19 protein-coding genes are annotated in these 24,824 nt (G+C 73.0%); 12 read left to right on the plus strand and 7 right to left on the minus strand.

The annotated features are described in order from the left end of the window. Positions 1 to 29 precede the first annotated feature (29 nt). Positions 30 to 530: a DUF1203 domain-containing protein gene (locus tag P8A18_RS10255; RefSeq protein WP_306053585.1), complete on the minus strand. Its 501-nt coding sequence runs from the start codon at positions 528 to 530 to the stop codon at positions 30 to 32. A 112-nt stretch (positions 531 to 642) separates the two neighbouring features. On the opposite strand from P8A18_RS10255, the gene pepN reads away from it, so the two are divergent. Continuing rightward, positions 643 to 3,219, plus strand: a complete 2,577-nt coding sequence (gene pepN / locus P8A18_RS10260) for an aminopeptidase N (RefSeq protein WP_306053586.1) — start codon at positions 643 to 645, stop codon at positions 3,217 to 3,219. Between the two features lie 150 nt (positions 3,220 to 3,369). Here the strand turns inward: pepN and alc are convergent, their stop codons facing one another. The 5 genes from alc to P8A18_RS10285 all read right to left on the minus strand — a co-directional run bounded on the left by alc (position 3,370) and on the right by P8A18_RS10285 (position 8,332). Further along, complete coding sequence (alc, locus tag P8A18_RS10265; protein WP_306053587.1) at positions 3,370 to 4,542, minus strand: allantoicase; 1,173 nt, start codon at positions 4,540 to 4,542, stop codon at positions 3,370 to 3,372. Between the two features lie 57 nt (positions 4,543 to 4,599). Next, on the minus strand, positions 4,600 to 5,520 hold the full coding sequence (locus tag P8A18_RS10270) for a LysR substrate-binding domain-containing protein (protein WP_306053589.1): 921 nt from the start codon (positions 5,518 to 5,520) through the stop codon (positions 4,600 to 4,602). A 128-nt stretch (positions 5,521 to 5,648) separates the two neighbouring features. Then, positions 5,649 to 5,879, minus strand: coding sequence for a hypothetical protein (locus P8A18_RS10275; RefSeq protein WP_234018165.1), 231 nt, complete (start codon positions 5,877 to 5,879; stop codon positions 5,649 to 5,651). Positions 5,880 to 5,899: 20 nt separating this feature from the next. Beyond that, positions 5,900 to 8,065: a 4-alpha-glucanotransferase gene (gene malQ, locus P8A18_RS10280; protein ID WP_306053590.1), complete on the minus strand. Its 2,166-nt coding sequence runs from the start codon at positions 8,063 to 8,065 to the stop codon at positions 5,900 to 5,902. Further along, entirely contained in the window at positions 8,066 to 8,332 is a 267-nt protein-coding gene (locus P8A18_RS10285) for a hypothetical protein (RefSeq protein WP_306053593.1), read from the minus strand. A gap of 311 nt (positions 8,333 to 8,643) precedes the next feature. Here P8A18_RS10285 and P8A18_RS10290 point away from each other — a divergent pair, with 311 nt between their 5' ends. After that, the gene (locus P8A18_RS10290; protein WP_306053594.1) at positions 8,644 to 11,643 is read left to right on the plus strand and encodes a beta-N-acetylglucosaminidase domain-containing protein; all 3,000 of its coding nucleotides are present in this window, start codon (positions 8,644 to 8,646) and stop codon (positions 11,641 to 11,643) included. Positions 11,644 to 11,698: 55 nt separating this feature from the next. On the opposite strand, the gene P8A18_RS10295 is transcribed toward P8A18_RS10290, so the two are convergent. Continuing rightward, on the minus strand, positions 11,699 to 12,235 hold the full coding sequence (locus P8A18_RS10295; protein ID WP_018552807.1) for an HNH endonuclease: 537 nt from the start codon (positions 12,233 to 12,235) through the stop codon (positions 11,699 to 11,701). 368 nt (positions 12,236 to 12,603) lie between these two features. On the opposite strand from P8A18_RS10295, the gene P8A18_RS10300 reads away from it, so the two are divergent. The 10 genes from P8A18_RS10300 to P8A18_RS10345 all read left to right on the plus strand — a co-directional run bounded on the left by P8A18_RS10300 (position 12,604) and on the right by P8A18_RS10345 (position 24,780). After that, positions 12,604 to 13,659 carry a mechanosensitive ion channel family protein gene (locus P8A18_RS10300; protein WP_306053596.1) on the plus strand — a complete coding sequence of 352 codons (1,056 nt, stop codon included), beginning with the start codon at positions 12,604 to 12,606 and terminating at the stop codon, positions 13,657 to 13,659. A 165-nt stretch (positions 13,660 to 13,824) separates the two neighbouring features. Beyond that, positions 13,825 to 15,054: an ROK family transcriptional regulator gene (locus P8A18_RS10305; protein ID WP_306053597.1), complete on the plus strand. Its 1,230-nt coding sequence runs from the start codon at positions 13,825 to 13,827 to the stop codon at positions 15,052 to 15,054. Positions 15,055 to 15,125: 71 nt separating this feature from the next. Then, positions 15,126 to 16,463, plus strand: coding sequence for an ABC transporter substrate-binding protein (locus P8A18_RS10310; RefSeq protein ID WP_306053598.1), 1,338 nt, complete (start codon positions 15,126 to 15,128; stop codon positions 16,461 to 16,463). A 10-nt stretch (positions 16,464 to 16,473) separates the two neighbouring features. Continuing rightward, positions 16,474 to 17,415, plus strand: a complete 942-nt coding sequence (locus P8A18_RS10315) for a carbohydrate ABC transporter permease (RefSeq protein ID WP_306053600.1) — start codon at positions 16,474 to 16,476, stop codon at positions 17,413 to 17,415. A gap of 1 nt (position 17,416) precedes the next feature. Further along, complete coding sequence (locus tag P8A18_RS10320) at positions 17,417 to 18,319, plus strand: carbohydrate ABC transporter permease (protein ID WP_306053601.1); 903 nt, start codon at positions 17,417 to 17,419, stop codon at positions 18,317 to 18,319. A 3-nt stretch (positions 18,320 to 18,322) separates the two neighbouring features. Beyond that, on the plus strand, positions 18,323 to 19,588 hold the full coding sequence (locus tag P8A18_RS10325; protein WP_026249848.1) for a 6-phospho-beta-glucosidase: 1,266 nt from the start codon (positions 18,323 to 18,325) through the stop codon (positions 19,586 to 19,588). Then, on the plus strand, positions 19,579 to 20,553 hold the full coding sequence (locus P8A18_RS10330) for an N-acetylglucosamine kinase (RefSeq protein ID WP_306053603.1): 975 nt from the start codon (positions 19,579 to 19,581) through the stop codon (positions 20,551 to 20,553). Before P8A18_RS10325 ends, P8A18_RS10330 begins: the two co-directional genes overlap by 10 nt. 324 nt (positions 20,554 to 20,877) lie before the next feature. Then, the gene (locus P8A18_RS10335; RefSeq protein WP_371933656.1) at positions 20,878 to 22,278 is read left to right on the plus strand and encodes a GlnX family signal transduction membrane protein; all 1,401 of its coding nucleotides are present in this window, start codon (positions 20,878 to 20,880) and stop codon (positions 22,276 to 22,278) included. An 11-nt stretch (positions 22,279 to 22,289) separates the two neighbouring features. Then, positions 22,290 to 23,324, plus strand: a complete 1,035-nt coding sequence (locus tag P8A18_RS10340) for a glutamate ABC transporter substrate-binding protein (RefSeq protein ID WP_306053604.1) — start codon at positions 22,290 to 22,292, stop codon at positions 23,322 to 23,324. A gap of 121 nt (positions 23,325 to 23,445) precedes the next feature. Further along, the gene (locus P8A18_RS10345) at positions 23,446 to 24,780 is read left to right on the plus strand and encodes a hypothetical protein (RefSeq protein WP_306053605.1); all 1,335 of its coding nucleotides are present in this window, start codon (positions 23,446 to 23,448) and stop codon (positions 24,778 to 24,780) included. Positions 24,781 to 24,824 lie beyond the last annotated feature (44 nt).

Consider the following 24,824-nt stretch of genomic DNA (forward strand, 5'->3'; position numbering starts at 1 on the left):
CGGGGTCCGGTGCGGCGCCCCGGGAGGGCTCAGGCGCGCCGCACCTCGAAGTGCCAGCAGCCGTATTCCACCGCGCGTACGTGGACCAGGGCCACCTCCGGGTCCGCGAACGCCTCCGCGAACGCCTCGTCGTACCCCCGCTCCTCGTCCGCCGGGATCTCCAGCAGCCGGCCGCCCGCGATGCGGCCGTCCGCGTCGTAGCGCCGTACGGTCCGCAGCGCGCCCGCCCGGGAGAACGGATAGCCCTTCCGGCCGGGCGCCGGCCCCTCGCACTCCTCGGCGTGGATGAAGACGGGTCCCTGCTCGTCGTACGCCCCCGGGCGGGCCCAGGTCTCGGCCGCCCACCGCCGCAGGGGTGCGTAGGAGACGAGGGCGACGCGCTCCCCCGCCTCGTTGCCGCGCAGGCAGCACCGCAGCGGGCTGCCCGCTTCGGTGGCGGTGTACGGGACGCAGGGACGCCCGGCGTCGTCGGTCTCCCGGAGTTCCTTGAGCGCGTCCGGGCCGATCGCGCGTGCCTCGTATGTGGTCATACGACGAGCGTGCCGCGACGCGGCCCCCCGGTCCGGCGGAAATCGGACATCGCCCTGGGTGCGAGGCCGTGGAAGGATGACGGGAAACATCACAGATCAAGGAGATGACCGCGTGCCTGGCACGAATCTGACCCGCGAAGAGGCACAGGAGCGGGCGCGCCTGCTGACCGTGGACGCGTACGAGATCGATCTCGACCTCTCCGGGGCGCAGGAGGGCGGGACCTACCGGTCCGTCACCGTCGTGCGCTTCGACTCCGCCGAAGCCGGTGCGGAGAGCTTCATCGATCTGGTCGCCCCCGCGGTGCACCAGGTCGAACTGAACGGCAGGGCCCTGGACGTCGCGGCCGTGTTCCGCGACTCGCGCATCACCCTGCCGCACCTGCTGGCGGGTGCCAACGAGCTGAAGGTCGTCGCCGACTGCTCGTACACCAACTCGGGCGAGGGGCTGCACCGCTTCGTCGACCCGGTCGACGAGCAGGCCTACCTCTACACCCAGTTCGAGGTGCCGGACGCGCGCCGCGTCTTCGCGAGCTTCGAGCAGCCCGATCTGAAGGCGACCTTCCGGTTCACCGTGAAGGCCCCGTCCGGCTGGACCGTGATCTCCAACTCGCCGACGCCCGAGCCGAGGGACGACGTCTGGTCGTTCGAGCCGACGCCCCGGATCTCGTCGTACATCACCGCGCTGATCGTCGGCCCGTACCACTCGGTGCACAGCAGCTACGAGAAGGACGGCCGGACCGTTCCGCTCGGCATCTACTGCCGGCCGTCGCTCGCGGAGTACCTGGACGCGGACGCCATCTTCGACGTGACCCGGTTGGGCTTCGACTGGTTCGAGGAGAAGTTCGACTACGCGTACCCGTTCGCCAAGTACGACCAGCTCTTCGTCCCGGAGTTCAACGCGGGCGCGATGGAGAACGCGGGCGCGGTCACCATCCGCGACCAGTACGTCTTCCGCTCCAAGGTGACGGACGCGGCGTACGAGACGCGGGCCGAGACGATCCTGCACGAGCTGGCCCACATGTGGTTCGGCGACCTCGTGACGATGGAGTGGTGGAACGACCTCTGGCTGAACGAGTCGTTCGCCACGTACACCTCGATCGCCTGCCTGGCGTACGCCGAGGGCTCGCAGTGGCCGCACTCCTGGACCACGTTCGCCAACTCCATGAAGACCTGGGCCTACCGGCAGGACCAGTTGCCCTCGACCCACCCGATCATGGCCGACATCCGCGACCTGGACGACGTCCTGGTCAACTTCGACGGCATCACGTACGCCAAGGGCGCCTCCGTCCTGAAGCAGCTGGTGGCGTACGTCGGCATGGACGAGTTCTTCCAGGGCGTCCAGGCGTACTTCAAGGCGCACGCCTTCGGCAACACCCGGCTGGCCGACCTGCTGGGCGCGCTGGAGAAGACCTCCGGCCGCGACCTGAAGACCTGGTCGAAGGCGTGGCTGGAGACGGCCGGGATCAACGTCCTGCGCCCGGAGATCGAGACGGACGGGAACGGTCACGTCACCTCGTTCACCGTGCTTCAGGAGGCGCCCGCGCTGCCCGCAGGCGCGAAGGGCGAGCCGACGCTGCGGCCGCACCGCATCGCGATCGGTTTCTACGACCTCGACGAGGCCGGGAAGCTGGTGCGTACGGACCGGATCGAGCTGGACGTGGACGGCGAGCGCACCACCGTGCCGTTCCCGGCCGGCACCGCGCGTCCGGCCGTCGTCCTGCTCAACGACGAGGACCTGTCGTACGCGAAGGTCCGCCTCGACGAGGAGTCGCTGCGGGTCGTCACGGCGCACCTGGGCGACTTCACCGAGTCGCTGCCGCGCGCCCTGTGCTGGGCTTCGGCCTGGGACATGACCCGGGACGGCGAGCTGGCCACCCGCGACTACCTCGCGCTGGTCCTGTCCGGGATCGGCAAGGAGTCCGACATCGGGGTCGTGCAGTCGCTGCACCGCCAGGTGAAGATGGCGCTCGACCTGTACGCGGCGCCCGAGTGGCGCGACGCGGGTCTGACGCAGTGGACCGAGGCGACGCTCGCGCACCTGCGCGCGGCGGAGCCGGGCAGCGACCACCAGCTGGCCTGGGCGCGCGCCTTCGCGGCCACCGCCCGCACCCCGCAGCAGCTGGACCTGTTGCAGTCGCTGCTCGACGGCACCGAGGAGGTCGGGGGCCTGGCCGTCGACACCGAGCTGCGCTGGGCGTTCGTGCAGCGGCTGGCGGCCAACGGGCTGCTGGACGAGGACGAGATCGACGCCGAGTACACCCGCGACCGGACGGCGGCGGGTGAGCGCCACGCGGCGGCCGCCCGTGCGGCGCGGCCCTCCGAGGAGGCGAAGGCCGAGGCGTGGGCGTCGGTCGTGGAGTCCGACAAGCTGCCGAACTCCCTGCAGGAGGCGGTGATCGCCGGCTTCGTGCAGACGGACCAGCGTGAGCTGCTGGCCCCGTACGCGGAGCGGTTCTTCGCCTCGGTGAAGGACGTCTGGGACTCGCGGAGCCATGAGATGGCCCAGCAGGTCGCGATCGGCCTGTACCCGGCGCTCCAGGTCTCGCAGGAGACCCTGGACGCCACGGACGCCTGGCTGGCATCGGCCGAGCCGGGCGCGGGTCTGCGCCGGCTGGTCTCGGAGTCCCGCTCGGGTGTGGAGCGGGCGCTGCGGGCGCGGGCGGCGGACGCGGCGGCGGCCACCGCGTAGCGGTCCTGCTGGAGACCGCCCGGCGGGCAGGCGCTGACGCGCAGCCGTCCGCCGGGCGGGAGCAGGGGGTGCATACGACCGCAGGGCGTCGGGAGCCCGCTCGCTGTCGTGGGTGAGGTCGTTACGGGCCGGTCGTTACGGGGCCGGTCGTTACGGGGCCGAGGCCTCGAAGCGGGTGGTGAGTGCGGCGGCTCCGGACTCGGTCAGGGAGCCGTGCAGGCGCATCCGGGCGACCCCGCCGTCGGGGAAGGCGTCCAGCCTGACGTGGGTGACCACGGCCTCGGACGGCAGCGGGAAGCGGTGCGGGGTGTCGGGCTGGAGCCGGGTGCGCGGGATGATCTCGAACCACTCGCCGCTCTCGCCGTCCCGGCCCTGGAGGGCGATCCAGCCGGCCGCGTTGCCCAAGAGGTAGGCGGTGTCGATCTCGACCGCGCGGACGGCGCCCTGGGCGGGCAGCCGGAAGCGGACCCAGTCGTTGGTGTCGCGGACCCGGCGGCGGCGGTTCTCCCAGCCGTCGTCCATCTTGCGGGAGGTGCCGGGCAGGATGATCTGGGTCGGCGAGGAGTAGAAGCGGTCCGAGGCGTCCTCGTAGCTGCCGCCGTTCAGGACCGAGATCAGGTCGAACGTGCCGAGCGTGGCGAGCCAGGACGGGTCGGGGACCACTTCGCCGTGCACGCGCAGGCGGGCGATGCCGCCGTCGGGGTGCTGGCAGAGGCGGATGTGGGTGTAGCGGCGGCTGTCGGTGATCTCGAAGCCGTTGGCGGCGTGGCCGCGTACGGGCGTCGGGGGGACGATCTCCTCCCACTTCACGTCGTCGGCGAGGAGTGCGTCCGGGCCGGGCGAGCCCTCGGCCGAGGTGGCCTGGACGGAGACGCGCTGCGGGTAGTTGCCGCGGAAGTGGGCGGTGTCCACGACGATGCCGCGGATGATGCCGGGGGCGCCGAGGCGGATCAGGGCCCAGTCGTGCGCGTCGGGGGCCGGGAAGGGGTGCCCGGCGTCGGCGCCGCGCCTGCGGCGGGTCTCCCAGCCGTCCATGATCTTGCCCTTGTGGCCGAAGTGCTCGGGGTCGAAGACCGCGCGCTCCCTCAGCAGGAGGTTCTCGCGCTGGGCGAAGAACTCGTCGTTGGCGGCGATCACGCCCGCGCCGAGGCGGCGGTCGGCGAGGTCGACGAGGCCGGTGAAGGGGAGGTGGGCGGCGGTGCGGTAGTCGGCGTACGGGTCGCCGCCGCCGTACGGCGCCGCGTCGTTGGCGTGGGGGTCGTCGGGGGTGGTCTCGTGGCGGTTCTCATTCCGTGCGCCCGGGTCGTTCTGTTCGAAGGTCATGCGTTCACTGTCGTACGCGGGAGCGATCAGGTCCATCGAAAGTTTTCGCACGGATCGTTAAGGCAGACTGAACGGTTCCGCGACCTCGCGCAGCGCTTCGAGCAGCCGGGCCACCGCGGGCCCCTCCTCCGCACCGCGCCGGACGGCGGCGACCACATGGCGCCGGGGCCGGTCGGCGTCCAGCACCCGCAGCACCACGCCGTCCCGGCCGTGCCGTTCCGCCGACGCCATGCGCGGGACCAGCGCGATGCCCATGCCGGCGGCGACCATGGCGAGGATGGCGGTCCAGCCGGAGGCGCTGTGCGCCTGCTCGGGTACGAAGCCCGCGGCCCGGCACGCGGCGGTGGTGATCTCCGACCAGGGCTCCGAGCCGCCGAAGATCCACGGCTCGGCGGACAGGTCGGCCAGCCGCAGCCCGGCCGCGTCCGCGAGCCGGTGCCCGGCCGGCAGGGCCACGTCGAGCGGGTCGGCAAGCAGCGGCAGCACGGCGAACCGGGGATCGGCGGCGGTCGGCGCGTGGGCGGCCAGCGACAGGGCCAGGTCGGCATCGGCGGCGGCCAGCAGCTCGTACGCCCGGGCGGCCTCCGCCTCCCGGACCCGGACGTGCGGGCCGGGGCGGCCGTCGGCGCGCAGCCGCTGGACGGCCGGGACGACGAGGGCGGGTACGGCGGTGGCGAAGGCGGCGACGCGCACCTCGCCCGCCTCGCCGCGCAGATAGCCGGTCAGTTCGGCGTCGGCGCGCTCCAGTTCGGCGAAGACCGCCTCGGCGTGGCGCAGCACGAGGTGGGCGGCGTCGGTCAGCCGGACGCGCCGGCCCTGGGCCTCCAGAAGCGGCACGCCGAGCTGTTTCGCCAGGTTGGAGAGCTGCTGGGAGACGGCCGACGGGGTCATCAGCAGGGCTTCGGCGGTCGCGGTGACCGTGCCCCGGTCGCGCAGGGTGCGCAGGATGCGGAGCTTCTTGACGTCCCACTCGGTCATGGCCGCAACCTACCGCCGGGGGGAGGTCCGGACATGCGTGTGCGCCGCGCGGTAGCGGCTACCGTGCGGCGCGCCCGCGCTGTGCGGGGCGGGACCGGGGCCCGGGGGCCCTGGTCACCGGGCAGGTGTCAGACCTGCTTCTTGGACTTGTCGAGGACCATGACCAGGCCCGCGATGACCAGGAACAGGACGATGGGCGCCACCACGTACAGCCCGACCGTGTCGATCACGCTCAGGCCGGGACCCGGGTCGTCGCCGTCGTCGCGGATGAGCGCGAGCGCGGGGGACGACATGAGCAGCATCATCAGCGTCGTTCCGGCGGCGACGGCGCCGGCGCGCATAGCGTTCTTCTTGTCCACGGTGCAAACGTAGCGAACGCCTAGGAGGGCCGCGCGCCCGGGGGTGCCGTACGGGTCCCGGAAGGCACCGCACCGGCACCCGGAGGCTCCTGACAGGGGCGCAGGACGTCCATCAGGCGGTGCAGCCGGGGCGAGGCGGCCAGCTCCTCCAGCATGACCGGGCGGCCCTCCGCGTCGGCGATGGGCAGCCGCCAGTTGGGGTACTGGTCCCAGGTGCCCGGGACGTTCTGCGGGCGGCGGTCGCCGACCGTGTCGGGGAGCCAGACCCCGGCCATCCGGGCGGGGGTGCTCAGCAGGAAGCGGTGGACGGCCCGGACGGCCGCCTCCTCGTCGTCCTCGCCCTCCGGGAGCATCCCGAGCCGGGCGAGCAGGGCCAGCCACTCGGCCGTGTCGGCGCCGTCCTCCCGGCGCTCCTCGTCCAGCGGGCGGGTGAGCAGGCCGAGGCTGTGGCGCAGCGTCACATGGTCGCCGGTCAGCCGGGCGGCGGTGGAGGGCAGGTCGTGGGTGGTGGCGGTGGCCAGGCAGTCCTCGCGCCACTGCTCGGGCGCGAGCGGGCGGCCGGTGCCCGACCAGTCCCGTTCGAACCAGAGCACCGAGGTGCCGAGGACGCCGCGCCGGGCCAGCGCCTCGCGGACGCCCGGTTCGACGGTGCCCAGGTCCTCCCCCATGACGACGGTGCCGGCCCGGTGCGCCTCCAGGACCAGGACGGCGAGCATCGCCTCCGCGTCGTGGGTGACATAGGTGCCCTCGGTGGGCGGGCGGCCCTCGGGCACCCACCAGAGCCGGAACAGGCCCATCACGTGGTCGATGCGCAGGGCGCCCGCGTGGGCGAGGAGTCCGCGCAGCAGTCCGCGGTACGGGGCGTAGCCGGAGGCGGCGAGGGTGTCGGGGCGCCAGGGCGGCAGCCCCCAGTCCTGGCCGCGCGCGTTGAAGGCGTCCGGGGGCGCGCCGACGGACATGCCGTGGGCGAAGGCGTCCTGCTGGGCCCAGGTGTCGGCGCCGCCGGGGTGCACGCCGACGGCGAGGTCGTGGACGATGCCGACGGCCATCCCGGCGTCCCGGGCGGCGCGCTGGGCGTCGGCGAGCTGGGAGTCGGTCAGCCAGGCGAGCCGGCAGTGGAAGTCGACCCGGTCGAGCAGTTCGGAGCGGGCGCGGGCGGTGGCGTCGGAGCGGGGGTCGCGCAGCTCGGCCGGCCAGTGGTGCCAGTCGGAGCCGTGCACCTCGGCGAGCGCGCACCACAGGGCGTGGTCCTCCAGGGCCCGGCCCTGCGCGGCGAGGAAGTCGCAGTAGGCGGCGCGGCGGCCGGGGGTGAGCGGGACGGCGACGAGCAGTTCCAGGGCCCGGCGCTTGAGCGCCCAGACGGCGTCCCGGTCGATGAGGGCGCCCTTGCTCAGCACGGCGTCGCTCAGCTCGGCGGCCTCGCGGCGCAGTTCGTCGAGGGCGGCCGGGTCGGTGGCGTGCCCGTACTCCGGGACGGACTCGACGCGCAGGTGCACCGGGTCGGGGAAGCGCCGGGAGGACGGGCGGTAGGGGGAGGGGTCGGTGGGGTCGCCGATGACCGCCGCGTGCAGCGGGTTGATCTGGACGAATCCGGCGCCGAGGCCGCGGCCGGCCCAGGAGGCGAGGTCGGCGAGGTCACCGAGGTCGCCCATGCCCCAGGAGCGGGCGGAGAGCAGCGAGTAGAGCTGGACGAGGAAGCCGTGCGTGCGGCCGGGCGGCTGCGGGACGCGGGCCGGGGCGACGACGAGCGTGCAGGAGCGGTCCGCGCGGCCGGGGGCGCGGGCGGTCAGCCGGTGCACCCCGAGCGGCGGCTCGGCCCACCAGCGGGGCGTGGCGGCCGGGTCGGCCGGATGCCCTCCCCCGCCAGGGACCCGCATCCGGTCCGGCCCGGTTCCGTCGGCCTGCTCGGGACGGACGGTCAGCTCCGTGCCGGGCGGCAGGCCGGTCAGGGCGGCGGGCAGGGGCTCCCCGGACCACACGACGACGGTGGCGGGCAGCAGCCGGGAGCGGGCCGCCGACTCGGCGGCGGCGAGCGCGTCCCGTACCGCTTCGGGTGTGGTGGCGTCGACGCCGAGCGCTCGGAGCACGGCGACGACCGTGCCTTCGGGGACGGGCGCGGTGACTCCGGCGGACGGGGAGAAGGAGGTGGCGACGCCGTGCAGTGCGGCGAGCCGGGACAAGCCCATTCAGACTCCTGGGGACTCCGTGCCCCACGCGCTGCCGGACATGGCCGGTTCGCTGGTCAGCGGGGCGAGGACGGCGAGCGGGGGCTCGCTGGTCAGGGGGACGGCCTCGGCGAGCGGCGGCTCGCTGGTCAGGGGTATGGCGTCGGCGAGCGGCGCTTCGCTGGTGAGCGGGCCGGGCGCGGTGGCGGGGCAGGCGCTGATCAGCGGGTCGGGGCCGGATACCTGTTTGGGCAGGTCGGAGAGCAGGAGCTGCGCGGTGGCGGGCATGGTGGCCTCCTGGCCGTGGAGAACAGGACGGAGCAGACCTACCCAGCGGACGCCGCCGCAGACCAGGCGTTACGACAACGAGTTCAACGTGTTCCGGGTCACAATCCGTTCCCGGAAGGCCGATTGTCCGCAAGACATTCGCTTTTTTCGGCCATTCGGCGCTGTCTTTCGCGTGCTGCCCCGTCCCGCGCATCCCGTTCATCACACCGCTCACATCGGGCATTTCCGTACCGATCACCCCTTGCGTTGACACTCTCGCGCGCGGGGTGGTGGGCTCGGGGGCCGGCGGTGGGAGCGAGGGGAGAACAGGGATGCGGCTCAGGCCCAGGACGCGGGCGACGGCCGTCGCCGTGGCCGTGCTCGGCGGGCTGCTCGCCGCCGGAGCCCCGCCCTCCCTCGCCGCCCCCGCGGACCCCGGTACCACCGCCGTGGCGGGCCCCGGCCGTACGCAGGGCACCACGCCGCCCGCCGTGTGGCCGCGCCCGCAGAGCATCGAGGCCGCCGGGAAGGCGGTCGCCCTCGGCGACGCGGTCACCCTGGTCGCCGACGCGGCGGCCGACCCGTACGCCGTGGCCGCTCTGCGCGCGGTCCTGCGGGACGCGGGAGTGCGGACCGTCCACGAGGCGCTGCCGGGCGCCGGGCCGGTGATCCGGCTCGGCGGCGACGGGGCGTCCGACGCGCTGCGCGCCCTGGGCGCCGCGGACCGCGCCGATCTGCCGTCCGGCGGCTACCGGCTCGCGACGGGCCGGATCGCCGGGCGCGCCGCCGTCGCCCTGGACGGCGTCGGCGGGGACGGGCTGTTCCACGGGGTGCAGACGCTGCGCCGGCTGATCCGGGGCGGCGAGGTCGCCGCCGTCACCGTCCGGGACTGGCCGTCCACCCCGGTGCGCGGGCTGACCGAGGGGTTCTACGGGCAGCCGTGGAGCCAGGAGGCACGGCTCGCGCAGATCGGCTTCCTGGCCCGCACCAAGCAGAACCGCTATCTGTACGCGGCGGGTGACGACCCGTACCGGCAGGCCCGCTGGCGCGACCCGTACCCGGAGGGCAGGCGGGCGGATTTCCGGGCGCTGGCCGAACGGGCGCGGGCCGCGCATGTGACGCTCGGCTGGGCGGTGGCCCCCGGGCAGTCCATGTGCCTGTCCTCGGACGGGGACCTGAAGGCGCTGAACCGGAAGATCGAGGCGATGTGGGACCTGGGGGTGCGGGTCTTCCAGGTGCAGTTCCAGGACGTCAGCTACAGCGAGTGGCACTGCTCGGCCGACGCGGACACCTTCGGCAGCGGCCCCGAGGCGGCGGCGGAGGCACAGGCCCGCGTCGTGAACGGCGTGGCGCGGCATCTGGCGGGGCGCCACCCGGGCGCGGAGCCGCTGTCGGTGATGCCGACGGAGTTCTACCAGGACGGCGCCACGGAGTACCGCACGGCGCTTGCCGCACGGCTGGCGGACGACGTGCAGGTCGCCTGGACGGGCGTCGGGGTCGTGCCGAGAACCATCACGGGCGGCGAACTGGCCGGGGCGCGGGCCGCGTTCCGCCATCCGCTGGTGACCATGGACAACTACCCGGTCAACGACTACGCGCAGGACCGGATCTTCCTCGGCCCGTACACCGGGCGGGACCCGGCGGTCGCGGCCGGCTCGGCGGCGCTGCTGGCCAACGCCATGGAGCAGCCGTCCGCCTCCCGCATCCCGCTGTTCACCTCGGCCGACTTCGCGTGGAACCCGAAGGCGTACCGGGCCGAGGAGTCCTGGCAGGCCGCCATCGACGACCTCGCGGGCGGGGACAGTGGCAGCGGGAAGGCGCTGCGCGCGCTGGCGGGCAACAGCGCGGGCTCGGTGCTGGGCGGCACCGAGTCGGCGTATCTGCGGCCGCTGATCAGCGCGTTCTGGAAGGCGTACGCGGGCGCCGACGCGAAGGCCCTGGACCGGGCGGCGGACCGGCTGCGGGACGCGTTCACCGTGATGCGCGAGGCCCCGGGTGAGCTGGCGGCGACGGCCGGCGGGCGGCTGGGCGAGGAAGTGCGGCCCTGGACCGCGCAGTTGTCCCGCTACGGCCGGGCCGGTGAGCTGGCCGTCGATCAGCTCCGGGCCCAGGCGCGCGGGGACGGTGCGGCCGCCTGGCAGGCTTCGCTGGCGCTGGAGCCGGTGCGGGGGGCCATCGCGGCGGACGGGGCGACGGTCGGTGAGGGCGTGCTCGGCCCGTTCCTGGACCGGACGCGCGAGGAGGCGGCCTCCTGGACCGGCACGGACCGGGCGGGCGGCAAGGTGACCGAGGCCCCGGGCGGCTACACGGTGCGCCTGGACCGGGCCAGGGAGCTGGAGGCCGTCACCGCGACGACCCTGCCGGGCGCCGGGAACTCGGGCGCCACGCTCCAGGCCCATGTGCCGGGCGAGGGCTGGCACGCGCTCGGCCCGCTGTCGGAGAGCGGCTGGACCCAGGCGGCGGGCCAGGGGCTGCGGGCCGACGCGGTCCGGATCAGCCGGCCGGCCGCCACCCCCGTGGTCGCCGGGGAGCCGCCCCTGATCATCCCGCCCCTGGCGGTCGCGTCCGCCGGTGCGGGGACGGCCCCGGACGTGCGGTCGCTGGTTCCGTGGTTCGGTGACGAGCCCGCCGCCCGGCTCGACCTCGCACGCGGCGAGACGGACGCGGTGATCGGCGGCGGGCCGCAGGAGGTGCGGGCCCGGCTGTCCGGCCGCCGCCCGGCCGAGGTGCGGGGCAGGCTGACCGCGAAGGCCCCCGAGGGCATCGAGGTCCGGGTGCCGAAGCGGACGACCGTGCCGCGCGGGACCCGGACCGAGGTCCCGGTGGAGATCGAGGTGCCGGCGGACACCCCGGCGGGCGAGTACGAGGTGCCGTTCAGCTTCGGCGGTGAGCGGACCACCCTGACCGTCCGGGCCTACCCGCGCACCGCCGGACCCGACCTGCTGCGCGGGGCCGCCGCCTCCGCCTCGGGCGAGGAGACCGCGGACTTCCCGGCGTCCGCCGCCTCGGACGGCGACCCGGAGACCCGCTGGTCCTCACCGCCCGATGACGCGGCCTGGTGGCAGGCGGAACTGCCCGCCCCGGTCCGGCTCGGCCGGGTGGTGCTCGACTGGCAGGACGCGTACGCCGCGCGCTACCGCGTCCAGGTCTCGTCCGACGGCCGCACCTGGCGCACCGCGGCGACCGTCCGGGAGGGCGCGGGCGGGCAGGAGTCGGTGCGGATGGACGCGAAGGACACGCGCTTCATCCGTGTCCAGGGCGACGCACGGGCCACCGAGTACGGCTACTCGCTCTGGTCCGTACGGGCGTACGCGGTGGCCGGGCACGGCTGACCGGGCCCCGTCGCCGGCCGGTGACAGGGCCCGAAGACGACGCGGGCCCGGGTTCTCAGGCTGAGATGCCGTCGATCCGGGCCATCGCGTCGTCCGCGCCGAAGGGTTGCAGGTAGGGCAGCCAGCGCGGGTCGCGATGCCCGGTGCCGATGATCCGCCAGGCGAGCCCGGTGGGCGGGGCGGGCTGCTGGTGCAGCCGCCAGCCGAGCTCGGGCAGATGGCGGTCGGCCTTGACGTGGTTGCAGCGGCGGCAGGCCGCCACCACGTTGTCCCAGGCGTGCTGTCCGCCGCGGCTGCGCGGAATGACGTGGTCGACGCTGGTCGCGGCGGCGCCGCAGTACATGCAGCGCCCTCCGTCCCTGGCGAACAGCGCCCGCCGGGTCAGCGGCACCGGCCCCCGGTAGGGGACGCGGACGAACCGTTTGAGACGGACGACGCTGGGGGCCGGGACGGCACGGGTGGCGCTGTGCATGAAGGCGCCGGATTCCTCCAGGCAGATGGCCTTGTTCTCCAGGACGAGAACGAGCGCGCGGCGGAGCGGTACGACGCCGAGCGGCTCGTACGACGCGTTGAGAACCAGGACATGCGGCACGGGTGATGCCTCCTTGTACGCCGGCGGCGCGTGGCTCGCGCCGGGACGATCCGATCTCAGTTTCCCCTCCTGCCTGGTCGAAGCGCCACCACGTACGGGCAACGGGCCGGAAGGTTTTTCGTCCGCACGGGGGCCCCGGGCCGTGCGGACACCCCGGAACAGGCGCTTGTGACGCCGTTCGCCGCCCCTCCCGCGCCCGGTGTGCGCTTCGCCACACGCACCGCTTCCGACCGGTTTCCTTATGCGTTCCGTATCCCCGGGTGAGTCGTGTCTCTCCCCCCGGTCACGGCAACGGAGCACGGACGATGCCCCGTTAGTGTGGTCGTTCAGCGCTCCCCCGCTCAGCGCTCCCCCCTGGAGGTCTCACCGTGTCCCTGTCCGCCCTGTTGGCCGCAGCCCCGTCACCGGAGCCCGGAGGCTCGCTGGACGAAGCCGCCAAGCAGGCGGGCAACGCCGCGGGCTGGGTGGAGGAGAACTGGTCCACCTGGCTGAACACCGGACTGCGGATCATCCTCATCGCGGCCGTCGCGGTCGTGCTGCGCCATCTGGTCCGCCGCGCCCTGAGCAAGTTCATAGAACGGATGAACCGCAGCGCCCAGGCGGTCCAGGCCACCGCGCTCGGCAGCCTGCTGGTCAACGCGGAGCGCCGCCGCCAGCGCTCGGAGGCGATCGGCTCGGTACTCCGTTCGGTGGCCTCGTTCCTGATCCTGGGCACCGCGGCGCTGATGATCCTCGGCGCCTTCCAGATCAACCTGGCCCCGCTGCTCGCCTCCGCCGGGGTCGCCGGCGTCGCGCTCGGTTTCGGCGCCCGCAACCTGGTCACCGACTTCCTGTCCGGGGTCTTCATGATCCTGGAGGACCAGTACGGCGTCGGCGACACGATCGACGCGGGCGTGGCCTCCGGCGAGGTCGTCGAGGTCGGCCTGCGCGTCACCAAGCTGCGCGGCGAGAACGGCGCGATCTGGTACGTACGCAACGGCGAGGTCAAGCGGATCGGCAACCTCAGCCAGGGCTGGTCCACGGCCAATGTCGACGTGCAGGTGCGGCCCACGGAGGACCTGGAGCGGATCCGTGCGGTGATCACCGAGGCCGCCCAGGAGATGGCCAAGGAGGACCCGTGGACCGAGCGCCTGTGGGGCCCGGTGGAGATCCTCGGCCTGGACACCGTGCTGCTGGAGTCGATGACGGTCCGGGTGAGCGCCAAGACGATGCCGGGGCAGGCCGTGGGCGTGGAGCGCGAGCTGCGCTGGCGCATCAAGAGGGCCCTGGACGAGGCGGGCATCACCATGGTGGCCGCCGCCCCGGACGAGGACGCGGCCGGCGATCCCACGGCCGGGATGGCCGCCCCCTCGGCGTACGCGTCGGCCACCTCGCCGCAGTCGCTCGCGGCCACCCCGATCCCGCCGCCGAACATCGCGAAGTGACACTCCCCGGCCGGGGCCCGCACGGGTCCCGGCCGGTTCCGTCTCCGCTCAGGTAACGCTTTGGTTGCCACCGGGGTGCCGCCCATTGACGCCCCGGTGGCGGGCGCCCTACGGTCCTCTCACCGAATAGGAAACTTTCCTAACAGAGGGCAGGTGGCAGAGATCATGGCCGGAACCACGCCGGGCACCCCCCGCGTTCTGCGCGCCATGAACGACCGGGCCGCCCTCGATCTGCTGCTGGAGCACGGCCCCCTCTCGCGGACCAGGATCGGGAAGCTCACCGGCCTCTCCAAGCCCACCGCCTCCCAGCTCCTGGCCCGCCTCGAAGCCGCCGGGCTCGTCGTCGCCACCGGGACCGCCGCCGGGCGCCCCGGACCCAACGCCCAGCTGTACGCCGTCAACGCCTCGGCCGCCCATGTGGCCGGGCTCGACGTGAACGCCCACCGGATCGTCGCCGCCGTCGCCGACGTGACCGGCGAGACGGTGGGCAGGTTCGAGCTGCGCACCCCCGGGCGGCGCGCCGACAGCGTCGTGCGGCAGGTGACCGGGGCGCTGGACGGGGCGGTCAAGGACGCCGGACTGACCCGGTCCGACGTGCACCGGGTGGTCATCGGCACCCCCGGCGCCTTCGACCCGGGCACGGGCCGGCTGCGCTACGCCTCGCACCTGCCCGGCTGGCACTCCCCCACCCTGCTGGACGAGCTGGCGGCCGTGCTGCCGATGCCGGTGGAGTACGAGAACGACGTGAACCTCGTCGCGGTGGCCGAACAGCGGCTCGGCGCGGCCCGGGGCCACGACGACTTCGTCCTGCTGTGGAACGAGGAGGGGCTGGGCGCCGCACTCGTCATCAACGGCCGGCTGCACCGCGGCTTCACCGGGGGCGCCGGCGAGGTCGGCTTCCTGCCGGTGCCGGGGGCGCCGCTGGTCCGCCAGGTCACCAAGGCCAACGCGGGCGGCTTCCAGGAGCTGGCCGGCGCCCAGGTGCTCGCCCGGCTGGCCCGGGAACTCGGCATCGAGGACGAGGCGGTGCGCGGCAGTGGCACCCATCACGAGATCGCCGCCGTACTGGTCGGCCGGGCCGCCGGGGCCGTGGCGGACGGCGAGGAGGAGGGCGGGCCGCACGGCCGGCTGCTCGACCTGTTCGCCACCGGCCTGGCGACCGGTCTCGCCTCCATGGTCGCCGTGCTCGACCCGGAGATCGTGGTCCTGTCCGGCGAGCTGTTCTCGGCCGGCGCCGAGCCGCTGCGCGCCCGGGTCGCCGCGGAGCTGGCCCAGCTCGCGGCGTCCAGGCCCCGGCTGATCGCCGGTGACGTCACCGACCGGCCCGTTCTGCGCGGCGCGCTGGAGAGCGCGCTCGCCACCACCCGCGACGAAGTGTTCGACACCTCGCGCTGACCCCTCACGCCCCCCGCTTCCCCGTACACGTTCCGTCCTTCCTGCCCACCCCTTCACCGGGAGACACCACCATGTCCGGAAACCGCCGGAAGCCGGCCGCCGCACTCGCCGCGACCGCCGCGATAGCCCTGTTCGCCTCCGCCTGTACCGGGCAGAGCAGCTCCGGTGCCAGCGATGACGCGTCCAAGGACACGACCATCACCTTCTGGCACGGCTGGAGCGCGCCGGGCGAGGTGAAGGGGATCGAGGCGACGATCGCCGCCTTCGAGAAGGCGCACCCCAACATCCATGTGAAGGTCGTCGGCAACATGACCGACGACAAGATCAACCAGGCGCTGCGCGCCGGTGGTTCCAAGGCGCCGGACGTGGTGTCCTCGTTCACCACGAACAACGTGGGCAAGTTCTGCTCCTCGAAGGCGTTCGTGGACCTCAACCCGTTCCTGAAGAAGGACGGCATCGACCCGGACACCACCTTCCCGAAGGCGATGAACGAGTACACCCAGTTCGACGGGGTGCGCTGCACGGTGCCGCTGCTGGGTGACGCGTACGGGCTGTACTACAACAAGGACGCGTTCGAGGCGGCCGGCATCGCGAACCCGCCGAAGACCTGGTCGGAGTTCGCGGCCGACGCGAAGAAGCTGACGAAGGCCAAGGGCGACTCGTACGAGCAGCTGGGCTTCATGCCGAACTACCACGGCTACGAGTCCACCACCGAGCACTACCTCGGCGGCTGGAATCCGGCCTACTTCGACGCGGACGGCAAGTCGAACATCGCCAAGGACCCGGCGTTCGCCTCGATGCTGACGAACCAGAAGAAGCTGGTCGACTCGCTCGGCGGCTACGAGAAGCTGGAGAAGTTCCGGACCGGCTTCGGTGACGAGTGGGGCGCCAAGCACCCCTTCCACACCGGCCAGGTGGCCATGCAGCTGGACGGCGAGTGGCGGCTCGGCATGGCCGAGGAGACCAAGCCGAAGTTCGAGATCGGCGTGGCCCCGATGCCCGTCGCCGACGACGAGGCCGACACCTACGGCAAGGGCTATCTGACCGGCACCATCGCCGGGATCGCGGCGACGTCCGGCAAGCAGAACGCCGCGTGGGAGCTGGTGAAGTTCATGACGACCGACACCGACGCGGTGGTGGACTTCGCCAATGCGATCAACAACGTGCCCTCCACGCTGGAGGCGCTGAAGTCGCCGAGGCTGAAGTACGACCCGCGCTTCAAGACCTTCCTGGACATCGCGGCGAACCCGAAGTCCACGACCACCCCGCCCTCGGTGAACGGCGGCGCGTACCTGGTCTCCCTCCAGAACCTCGGCTTCGACGTCGAGAAGGGCAAGCAGAAGGACATCGCGGCCGGCCTGGAGAAGACCGCGAAGGAAATCGACGCGGCGATCGCCCAGGCGAAGTAGAGCCGCCACGATGAGCACGTACACACTCCGTTCGAAGCGCCGCAGGTCGGCGCTTCGGACGGCGGCCTTCATGTCGCCGTGGCTGATCGGGTTCTGCGTCTTCTTCGCCTACCCGCTGATCTCCACGCTCTACTTCTCCTTCACCAGCTACGACGGGTTCGCCGCCCCCGAGTTCAGCGGCCTGAAGAACTGGTCGTTCGTCTTCAACGACTACCCGCTGTTCTGGCCGGCGCTGCGCAACACGCTGTGGCTGGTCGTGGTCATGGTCGCCTGCCGGGTGGTCTTCGGGCTCGGTGTCGGGCTGCTGATCACCAAGATCAAGACGGGCACGGGGGTCTTCCGGACGCTGTTCTACCTGCCGTACCTGGCGCCTCCGGTCGCCGCCACGCTGGGCTTCGTCTTCCTGCTCAACCCCGGCACCGGGCCGGTCAACTCGATCCTCGGTGACCTCGGGATGGGGACCCCGGGCTGGTTCACCGACGCGACCTGGTCCAAGCCGGCGCTGACCGCCCTCGCGGTGTGGGGGGTGGGCGACCTGATGGTGATCTTCATGGCCGCGCTGCTCGACGTACCCAAGGAGCAGTACGAGGCGGCGGAGCTGGACGGGGCGACCGCATACCACCGGTTCCGCTACGTCACGCTGCCGAACATCTCGCCGATCATCATGTTCGCCGTGGTCACCGGCATCATCCAGACGATGCAGTACTACACCCAGCCCCTGGTGGCCGGGAAGGTCGCGTCGGGTGTGATGGGCGGCTCGGGCCAGCAGTTCGAACCGGGCTATCCCGACAAATCGACACTCACGCTTCCGCAGCTCGTCTACAACCTCGGTTTCCAGCGCTTCGACTACGGCTCCGCCTGTGTGGTCGCGCTCGTTCTCTTCGTCCTCGCCATGGCGTTCACCGCACTGCTGATGCGGCGCCGCAGCGGACTGATCCAGGCAGGTGAGTGACGTGGCGCAGGTTCTCGACATCCCGAAGACCGCGGGCCCGGCGAACGACCCCGACACCCCGGCCCGGCGTGTCGCACGCCGCAAGGCGCTGCTGCACTGGATCGCCGTGCACGCGCTCGGCGTGGCGGCCGCCCTCTTCTTCGTGCTGCCGTTCGTCTTCCTCCTGCTCACCTCACTGATGAGCGACCAGCAGGCACTCACCCGTGACCTGTGGCCGCACCCCTTCGAGTGGGCCAACTACAAGAAGGTGTTCGACACCCCGGGCTTTCTGACCTGGTGGAGGAACACCCTGCTGTACGCGGGCGCGGGCACCGTCCTGACGGTGGTCTCCTCGCTGCCGGTGGCGTACGCGCTCGCCAAGTTCCGCTTCCGCGGGCGGCGTCTGTCGCTGATGCTCGTCATCTCGATGATGATGCTGCCGCCGCAGGTCGTGGTCATCCCGATGTACCTGTTCTGGGCCAAGCAGCTGGACCTGTCCGGCACGCTGTGGCCGCTGATCATCCCGATGGCCTTCGGTGACGCGTTCTCCATCTTCCTGCTGCGGCAGTTCCTGCTGACCATCCCCGACGAGTACCTCGACGCGGCGAAGGTCGACGGCTGCGGCGAACTGCGCACCCTGCTGCGCGTCGTGGTGCCGATGGCCAAGCCGGGCATCGCCGCGGTCGCCCTCTTCCAGTTCTTCTACGCCTGGAACGACTACTTCGGCCCGCAGATCTACGCCTCCGAGAACCCGGCGGCCTGGACCCTGAGTTACGGACTGGAGTCCTTCAAGGGCGCACACCACACCGACTGGAACCTGACCATGGCCGCGACCGTTCTGGTCATGGCCCCTGTGATCGTCGTCTTCTTCTTCGCACAGAAGGCCTTTGTCGAGGGCGTCACACTGACCGGAGTAAAGGGCTGATTCATGAAGCTCGCAGTAGTGGGTGGCGGGTCCACCTACACCCCTGAACTGATCGACGGATTCGCCCGGCTGCGTGACACGCTGCCGGTCGAGGAGCTGGTCCTCGTCGACCCGGCCGCCGACCGGCTCGAACTCGTGGGCGGCCTCGCCCGGCGGATCTTCGCCAGGCAGGGCCACCCGGGACGCATCGTCACCACATCGGACGTCGACGCGGGAGTCGCCGGCGCCGACGCCGTCCTGCTCCAGCTGCGCGTCGGCGGCCAGGCCGCCCGCAACCGGGACGAGACCTGGCCGCTGGAGTGCGGCTGCGTCGGCCAGGAGACCACCGGGGCCGGCGGCCTCGCCAAGGCCCTGCGCACCGTCCCGGTCGTCCTGGACATCGCGGAACGGGTCCGGCGCACCAACCCGGACGCCTGGATCATCGACTTCACCAACCCGGTGGGCATCGTCACCCGCGCGCTGCTCCAGGCCGGCCACAAGGCCGTCGGCCTGTGCAACGTGGCGATCGGCTTCCAGCGCAAGTTCGCCGCGCTCCTGGACGTGACCCCCGGCGAGGTGCACCTCGACCACGTCGGGCTCAACCACCTGACGTGGGAGCTGGGGGTGCGCCTCGGCGGCCCCGAGGGCGAGGACGTCCTGCCTCGGCTGATCGCCGAACACGGCGACGCCATCGCGGACGACCTGCACATGCCGCGCGCGATCGTGGACCGCCTCGGCGTCGTCCCCTCGTACTACCTGCGCTACTTCTACGCGCACGACCAGGTCGTGCGCGAGATGGGCACCAAGCCCTCGCGGGCGGCCGAGGTCGCCGCCATGGAGAAGGAACTCCTGGCGATGTACGGCGATCCGGAGCTGGCCGAGAAGCCCGCGCTGCTCGCCAAGCGCGGCGGCGCCTTCTACTCGGAGGCCGCCGTGGACCTCGCCGCCGGCCTGCTCGGCGGCAGCGGCTCCTCGCACCAGGTGGTGAACACGTACAACAACGGCACCCTGCCGTTCCTGCCGGACGACGCGGTGATCGAGGTGCAGGCGAAGGTCGACGCCTCGGGTGCGACGCCGCTCGCCGTGCCGGCCCTGGACCCGATGTACGCGGGGCTGATCGCCAACGTCACGGCGTACGAGCACCTCGCGCTCCAGGCCGCGCTGCACGGCGGCCGGGACCGGGTGTTCAAGGCGCTGCTCGCGCACCCCCTGATCGGCCAGTTCGAGTACGCCGAGGCGCTCACCGACAAGCTGATCGCGCACAACCGGGAGCACCTCCCGTGGGCGTGAACGGTTCGGTCCTCGCGATCGACGCGGGGAACAGCAAGACCGATGTGGCACTCATCGGTGCGGACGGCACGGTGCTGTCCACGGCCAGGGGCGGCGGCTTCCAGCCGCCCGTGGTCGGTATCGGTACGGCGGTGGACGTGCTCGGCGCGGCGGTGGAGCGGGTGCTGGCCTCGGCCGGCGTGGACACCGGGGCGGTCGCCCATGTGTCCGCCTGCCTCGCCAACGCCGATCTGCCGGTCGAGGAGGAGCAGCTGACCGAGGCGCTCGGCGCGCGCGGCTGGGGCCGCACGGTCGAGGTGCGCAACGACACCTTCGCGATCCTGCGGGCCGGGGTGGACGAGCCGCGCGGGGTGGCCGTGGTGTGCGGCGCGGGGATCAACTGCGTCGGCATGGTGCCGGACGGGCGGACCGCCCGCTTCCCCGCGATAGGCCGGATCTCCGGTGACTGGGGCGGCGGTTCGGGTCTGTCCGAGGAGGCGATGTGGTTCGCCTCGCGGGCCGAGGACGGGCGCGGCGAGCCGACGGAGCTGGCCCGCGCGCTCCCCGCGCACTTCGGGCTCGGTTCGATGTACGCGCTGATCGAGGCGCTGCACCTGGGCCGCATCGCGCCGGAGCGCCGGCACGAGCTGACGCCGGTGCTCTTCGCGACGAGCGCGGCCGGCGACCCGGTGGCGCGGGCCCTGGTGGACCGGCTGGCCGAGGAGGTCGTGGCGCTGGCCTCGGTCGCGCTGTCCCGCCTGGGGCTGCTCGGTGAGGAGGCCCCGGTGGTCCTGGGCGGCAGCGTACTGGCGGCCCGGCACCCGCAGTTGGACGCCCGGATCGCCGGACTCCTCGCGGAGCGGGCCCCGAAGGCGGTGGTGCGGGTGGTGCGGGAGTCCCCCGTGCTGGGCGCCGGTCTCCTGGGCCTGGACCACACGCGTGCGGAGCCCGAGGTGCACACCAGGCTGCGTGCGCAGTACGCCTGACGGATGGGCGGCAGGGGCGTCCCGTAGCCTTCGGGTTGTGGGGCGCCCTCGCGCGTACGGGAACCGATCGGTCGGCCCGGACGTGTTGAAGGGTGGGGAGGACGGCCGGTGGGGGATCGTGCCGTTCGCCTTGATCAACGGCGCAGGTCTTGATCGAATTGCTGTTGACCGCGGCCGGCCACGTTCGGCCGCACCACGGGCCCGGTGCTCGATCCAGGCGTTCTGGATGTGTGTACCGGTCCCTGCGGCCATACTTCTGGCCGGGTACCAGTCCCCCGATCGGCCGGGGGGCGGGCCGCCGTCAGTGACCGAGGGGGAGGTCGAGTGACACACCCGCCGAGTGTGCGCCGGGCGCCGCACAGCGCGCCGGAGCAGCCACCCGCGCCGGCGGCCGTACCCGTGCCGCCGCAGCGCGGCGGCCGGGCGGTCGCGGTCGAGTTGCTGCGTGCCGCGGCGACCACCGAACCGGGCAGGCTCCGGATCATCGGGGCCGTACTGGCGCTCCTGGTCCTGGCGTTCGGGGCGGTGGCGGCGGTCGAGATCAACGACCGCGCGGCCTCGGCCAACGACGTGGTGGAGCGCAGCCAGCCGCTCAGTGCGGACGCGGCGGGCATCTACCGCTCGCTGGCGGACGCGGACGCGGCGGCGGCGAGCGGCTTCCTGGCCGGTCCGCGGGAGCCGCGCGCGGTGCACGACCAGTATGTGAAGGACATCGAGGAGGCGTCCCGCCTGCTGGTGAAGGCCGCGGCGAACACGGACACCTCCTCGGCGTCCGGCCGCGAGATCACCACGCTCAACGAGGGACTGCCGCGCTACACGGGTCTGATCGAGCGCGCCCGCGCCACCAACCGGCAGGGCCTGCCGCTGGGCGGCGCCTACCTGCGGTACGCGAACCAGCAGATGTCCGGCCAGCTGCTGCCGGCCGCCGAGCGGCTGTACGAGGCGGAGACCGGCCGGCTCGACCGGGACCAGCACTCCGCGCGGGCCCGGCCGTTCTTCTCGCTGGGCATCGGAATCGTCGCGCTGGCGGTGCTGTTCTGGGCGCAGCGGCGCAACTACCGCCGGACGAACCGGGTGTTCAACCACGGTCTGCTGGCCGCGACGGCCGCGGCGACGGTGCTGCTGCTGTGGCTGGCGGTGGGGCACACGGTGGCCCGCTCCGACCTGGCCCAGGCCGATTCGCACGGGCAGCGGTCCATGGACGTGCTGAACCGGGCGCGCATCGACTCGCTGAAGGCGCGCGCCGACGAGAACCTCACGGTGGTCGCCCGGGGCGCGGTGCTCACCGCCGACGGCAAGAGCGACAAGTACGAGACGGACTACACCGCGGGCATGAAGGCGCTCGGCGAGGAACTGGCCGAGGCGGCGAAGCTCGCCGAGGACACCGGTGACACCGAGGGCGGCAAGCCGGTGGCCTCGGCCGCCAAGGCGGTCACCGAGTGGCAGGGCCGCCACCGGACCGCCCGCAAGGCCGACGACAGCGGCGACTACGACACCGCCCTGGAGCAGATCATCGGCCAGAAGAACTCCACGGGCGAGTCCTTCACGAAGGTGGACGAGGCCCTGCGCAAGGCGCTCGACCACGAACAGAGCGACTTCACCCGGGCCGCGGAGGACGGGCGCGGCGCCCTGGGCGGCCTGCCGGTCGGCGCGGTGGTCCTGGCCGTGCTGGGCGCGGTCGCGGCCATCGTCGGGGTCAACCGCAGGCTCTCGGAGTTCCGGTGACAGGGGAAGCGATGACAGCGAAGGACCCGAGGACGGGCCGCGGCCCGCTGCGCCGGCTGCGCGGCTGGGGCGGGGTGAGCGCCATGGCCGCCGCCTGCGCGGTGACGGCGTCGCTGACCCTGCTGCCGCTCTCCCACGACGGCGACGACGTGTTCGGCCCCCAGGCGACGGGGCCGGGCGCGCTGAACGCCCTCCAGACGCGGGCCGATTCCTGCAAGGACCCGCTGGCCAGCGTCCCGCCGTCCGAGGTGGACGGCGAGGCGGTCAGGCGGATCAAGGAGCGCGGCAAGCTCATCGCGGGCGTCGACCAGAACAGCTTCCAGTGGGGTTTCCGTGACCCGGAGACCGGGAAGCTGGAGGGCTTCGACATCGACCTGGTGCGGGCCATCGCCAAGGCCGTCCTCGGCGACGAGAACAAGGTGATCTTCCGGGCGATCCCGACCAACCAGCGCATCGAGGCGCTGGAGAACGACAAGGTCGACGTCGTCGTGCGGACGATGACGATCAACTGCGCCCGGCTGCGCGACGTCTCGTTCTCCACCCCCTACTTCCTGGCCGGCCAGCAGGTCCTCGCCGCCAAGGAGGACCACTCGATCACCGGCTACAACTCCACGCTGGCCGGCAAGCGGATCTGCACCGCCGAGGGCTCCACGGCGTACGACGAGCTGAAGAAGAAGTCGTACGGCGCCGTCTTCGAGGACGAGCACGACGGCACCCCGGCCGACGAGGACCAGCTGACCGTCCCCAACCAGCTGGACTGCCTGGTGCGGCTCCAGCTGGGCGAGGTGGACGCGATCGTCACGGACAACGCGCTGGCCGCCGGCCAGGCCGCCCAGGATCCGGCCGTGCAGCTCAAGGGCACCCCGTTCACCGAGGAGTACTACGGCGTGGCCACGAAGCTGGGCGCCGACGACCTGGTGGCCCGGGTCAACAAGGTGCTGCTCGACTACACCTCCGGTGGCGCGGGCAGCCCCTGGATGACGTCGTACAAGAAGTGGCTGGCGAACGGCCTGCCGGGAATCGAAGGGCCGCCGAAACCGCAGTAGGCGGGACAGAGCCCGCGGGCCCGGCACGATCCAGAGACAAGGCCCTGGGCCGTCCGGCCGGCGGTGGCGGCACTGATCCTGCCGGGCCCCCCGCCCGGCAGGGAGAGCGAAGAGGTGATCGATGGGCGTCGCTGGTCCCTTCCCCAGCTACGCGGCCCGGCCCCCCGGCCCTGTCATGGACCGGGACGAGGCCGACCGCGCGCTGGCCCGGCTCGGCGCGGAGCACGAGGCGATCGAGACCTCTCTCCTGGCCCTCCAGGACCACGCCGGCCGCCGGCTCCTGGAGGGCGCCGAGCTGACCGGTGTCACCCGGGAGCGGTGGACCGTCACCGAGCGGTCGATCACGCTGCTGTGGAGCTACTTCGACGCGTACGCGGGTGTGCTGAACGAGGCGCGCGAGGTGCGGGCCAGGCGCCGCCACCCCAACCGGGAGGACCTGGCGACCCTGACCGAGCTGCTGCGCGGCCAGGGGGTCACGGTGGCGCACGCGGCGGCCGGGCACGACCCGTCGGTCAGCGGCCCGGCCCGGCTCTCCGAGCGGTTCACGCTGGAGGAGCTGGTCTCCCGGATGAACGGGCTGTACGCGCGCGCCCTCGACATGGTCGTCGCGTCCGACGCCGTGTGGTCGGCGATGCCCGCCCGCATAGACCTCCTCGCCGCCGAGCTGCGCCGTACCCACTCGCTGGCGCACTCGGTGGGCGTGCGGCCCGGGGAACACCCCGCGGGCGACGACCTGGAGTCGATCACCCAGGAGCTGACGACGCTGCGGGCGCAGGTGATCTCGGACCCGCTGGCGTTCTGGCTGCCGGGGCCCGGGAGCGCGGCGCCCGGCGGCGGGCGTCCGGACACCACACGCTACGACCGGGCGGCGCAGGCGCTGGAGGAGGTGCGGCGCGAGGTCGAGGCGGTGCTCGCCGTCCGGCAGGACGCCGAACAGCGCCTCGTGCACCTGCGCGACGTGCTCTCCCGGGCCGACCGCACACTGGCCGAGGCCCGCACGGCGCGCGGCGAGGTGCTGGCCAAGATCGCCGCGTCCGAGGTGCCCGTGGTCAACGGCCCGCCGACCGTGCTCCAGGAGCGCCTGGCGGCAGCGTCGGAGTACCGCAGGCACGCCCGCTGGCACCGGCTCTCGCCGCTCCTGGAGACCCTGGAGCGGGAGGCCGAGGAGGAGTTGCTGCGGGCCCGGGAGCAACTGACGGCGGTCACCGCGCCGCTGGCCGTCCGGGCGGAGCTGCGCGGCCGGCTCGACGCGTACAAGGCGAAGGTGGCCCGGCACGGCCTGGCGGAGGACCCGGTCCTCATCGAGCGCTACGACGCGGCGCGCCGGATGCTGTGGAGCGCCCCGTGCGATCTGCGGGTGGCCGCGCAGGCGGTGCAGCGCTATCAGGACGCGGCGCTGGACCAGCTGAGCGGCCGGGGCGGGTCCGGCCCGCGGGACCGGCGGGGGCACCCGTGAGACGGACCGGGTCCGGGGAGCGCGCAGCGGGCATGAGCAGGAGT

Origin of the sequence: Streptomyces sp. Mut1 (assembly GCF_030719295.1) — a bacterium.
Taxonomy (GTDB): domain Bacteria; phylum Actinomycetota; class Actinomycetes; order Streptomycetales; family Streptomycetaceae; genus Streptomyces; species Streptomyces castrisilvae.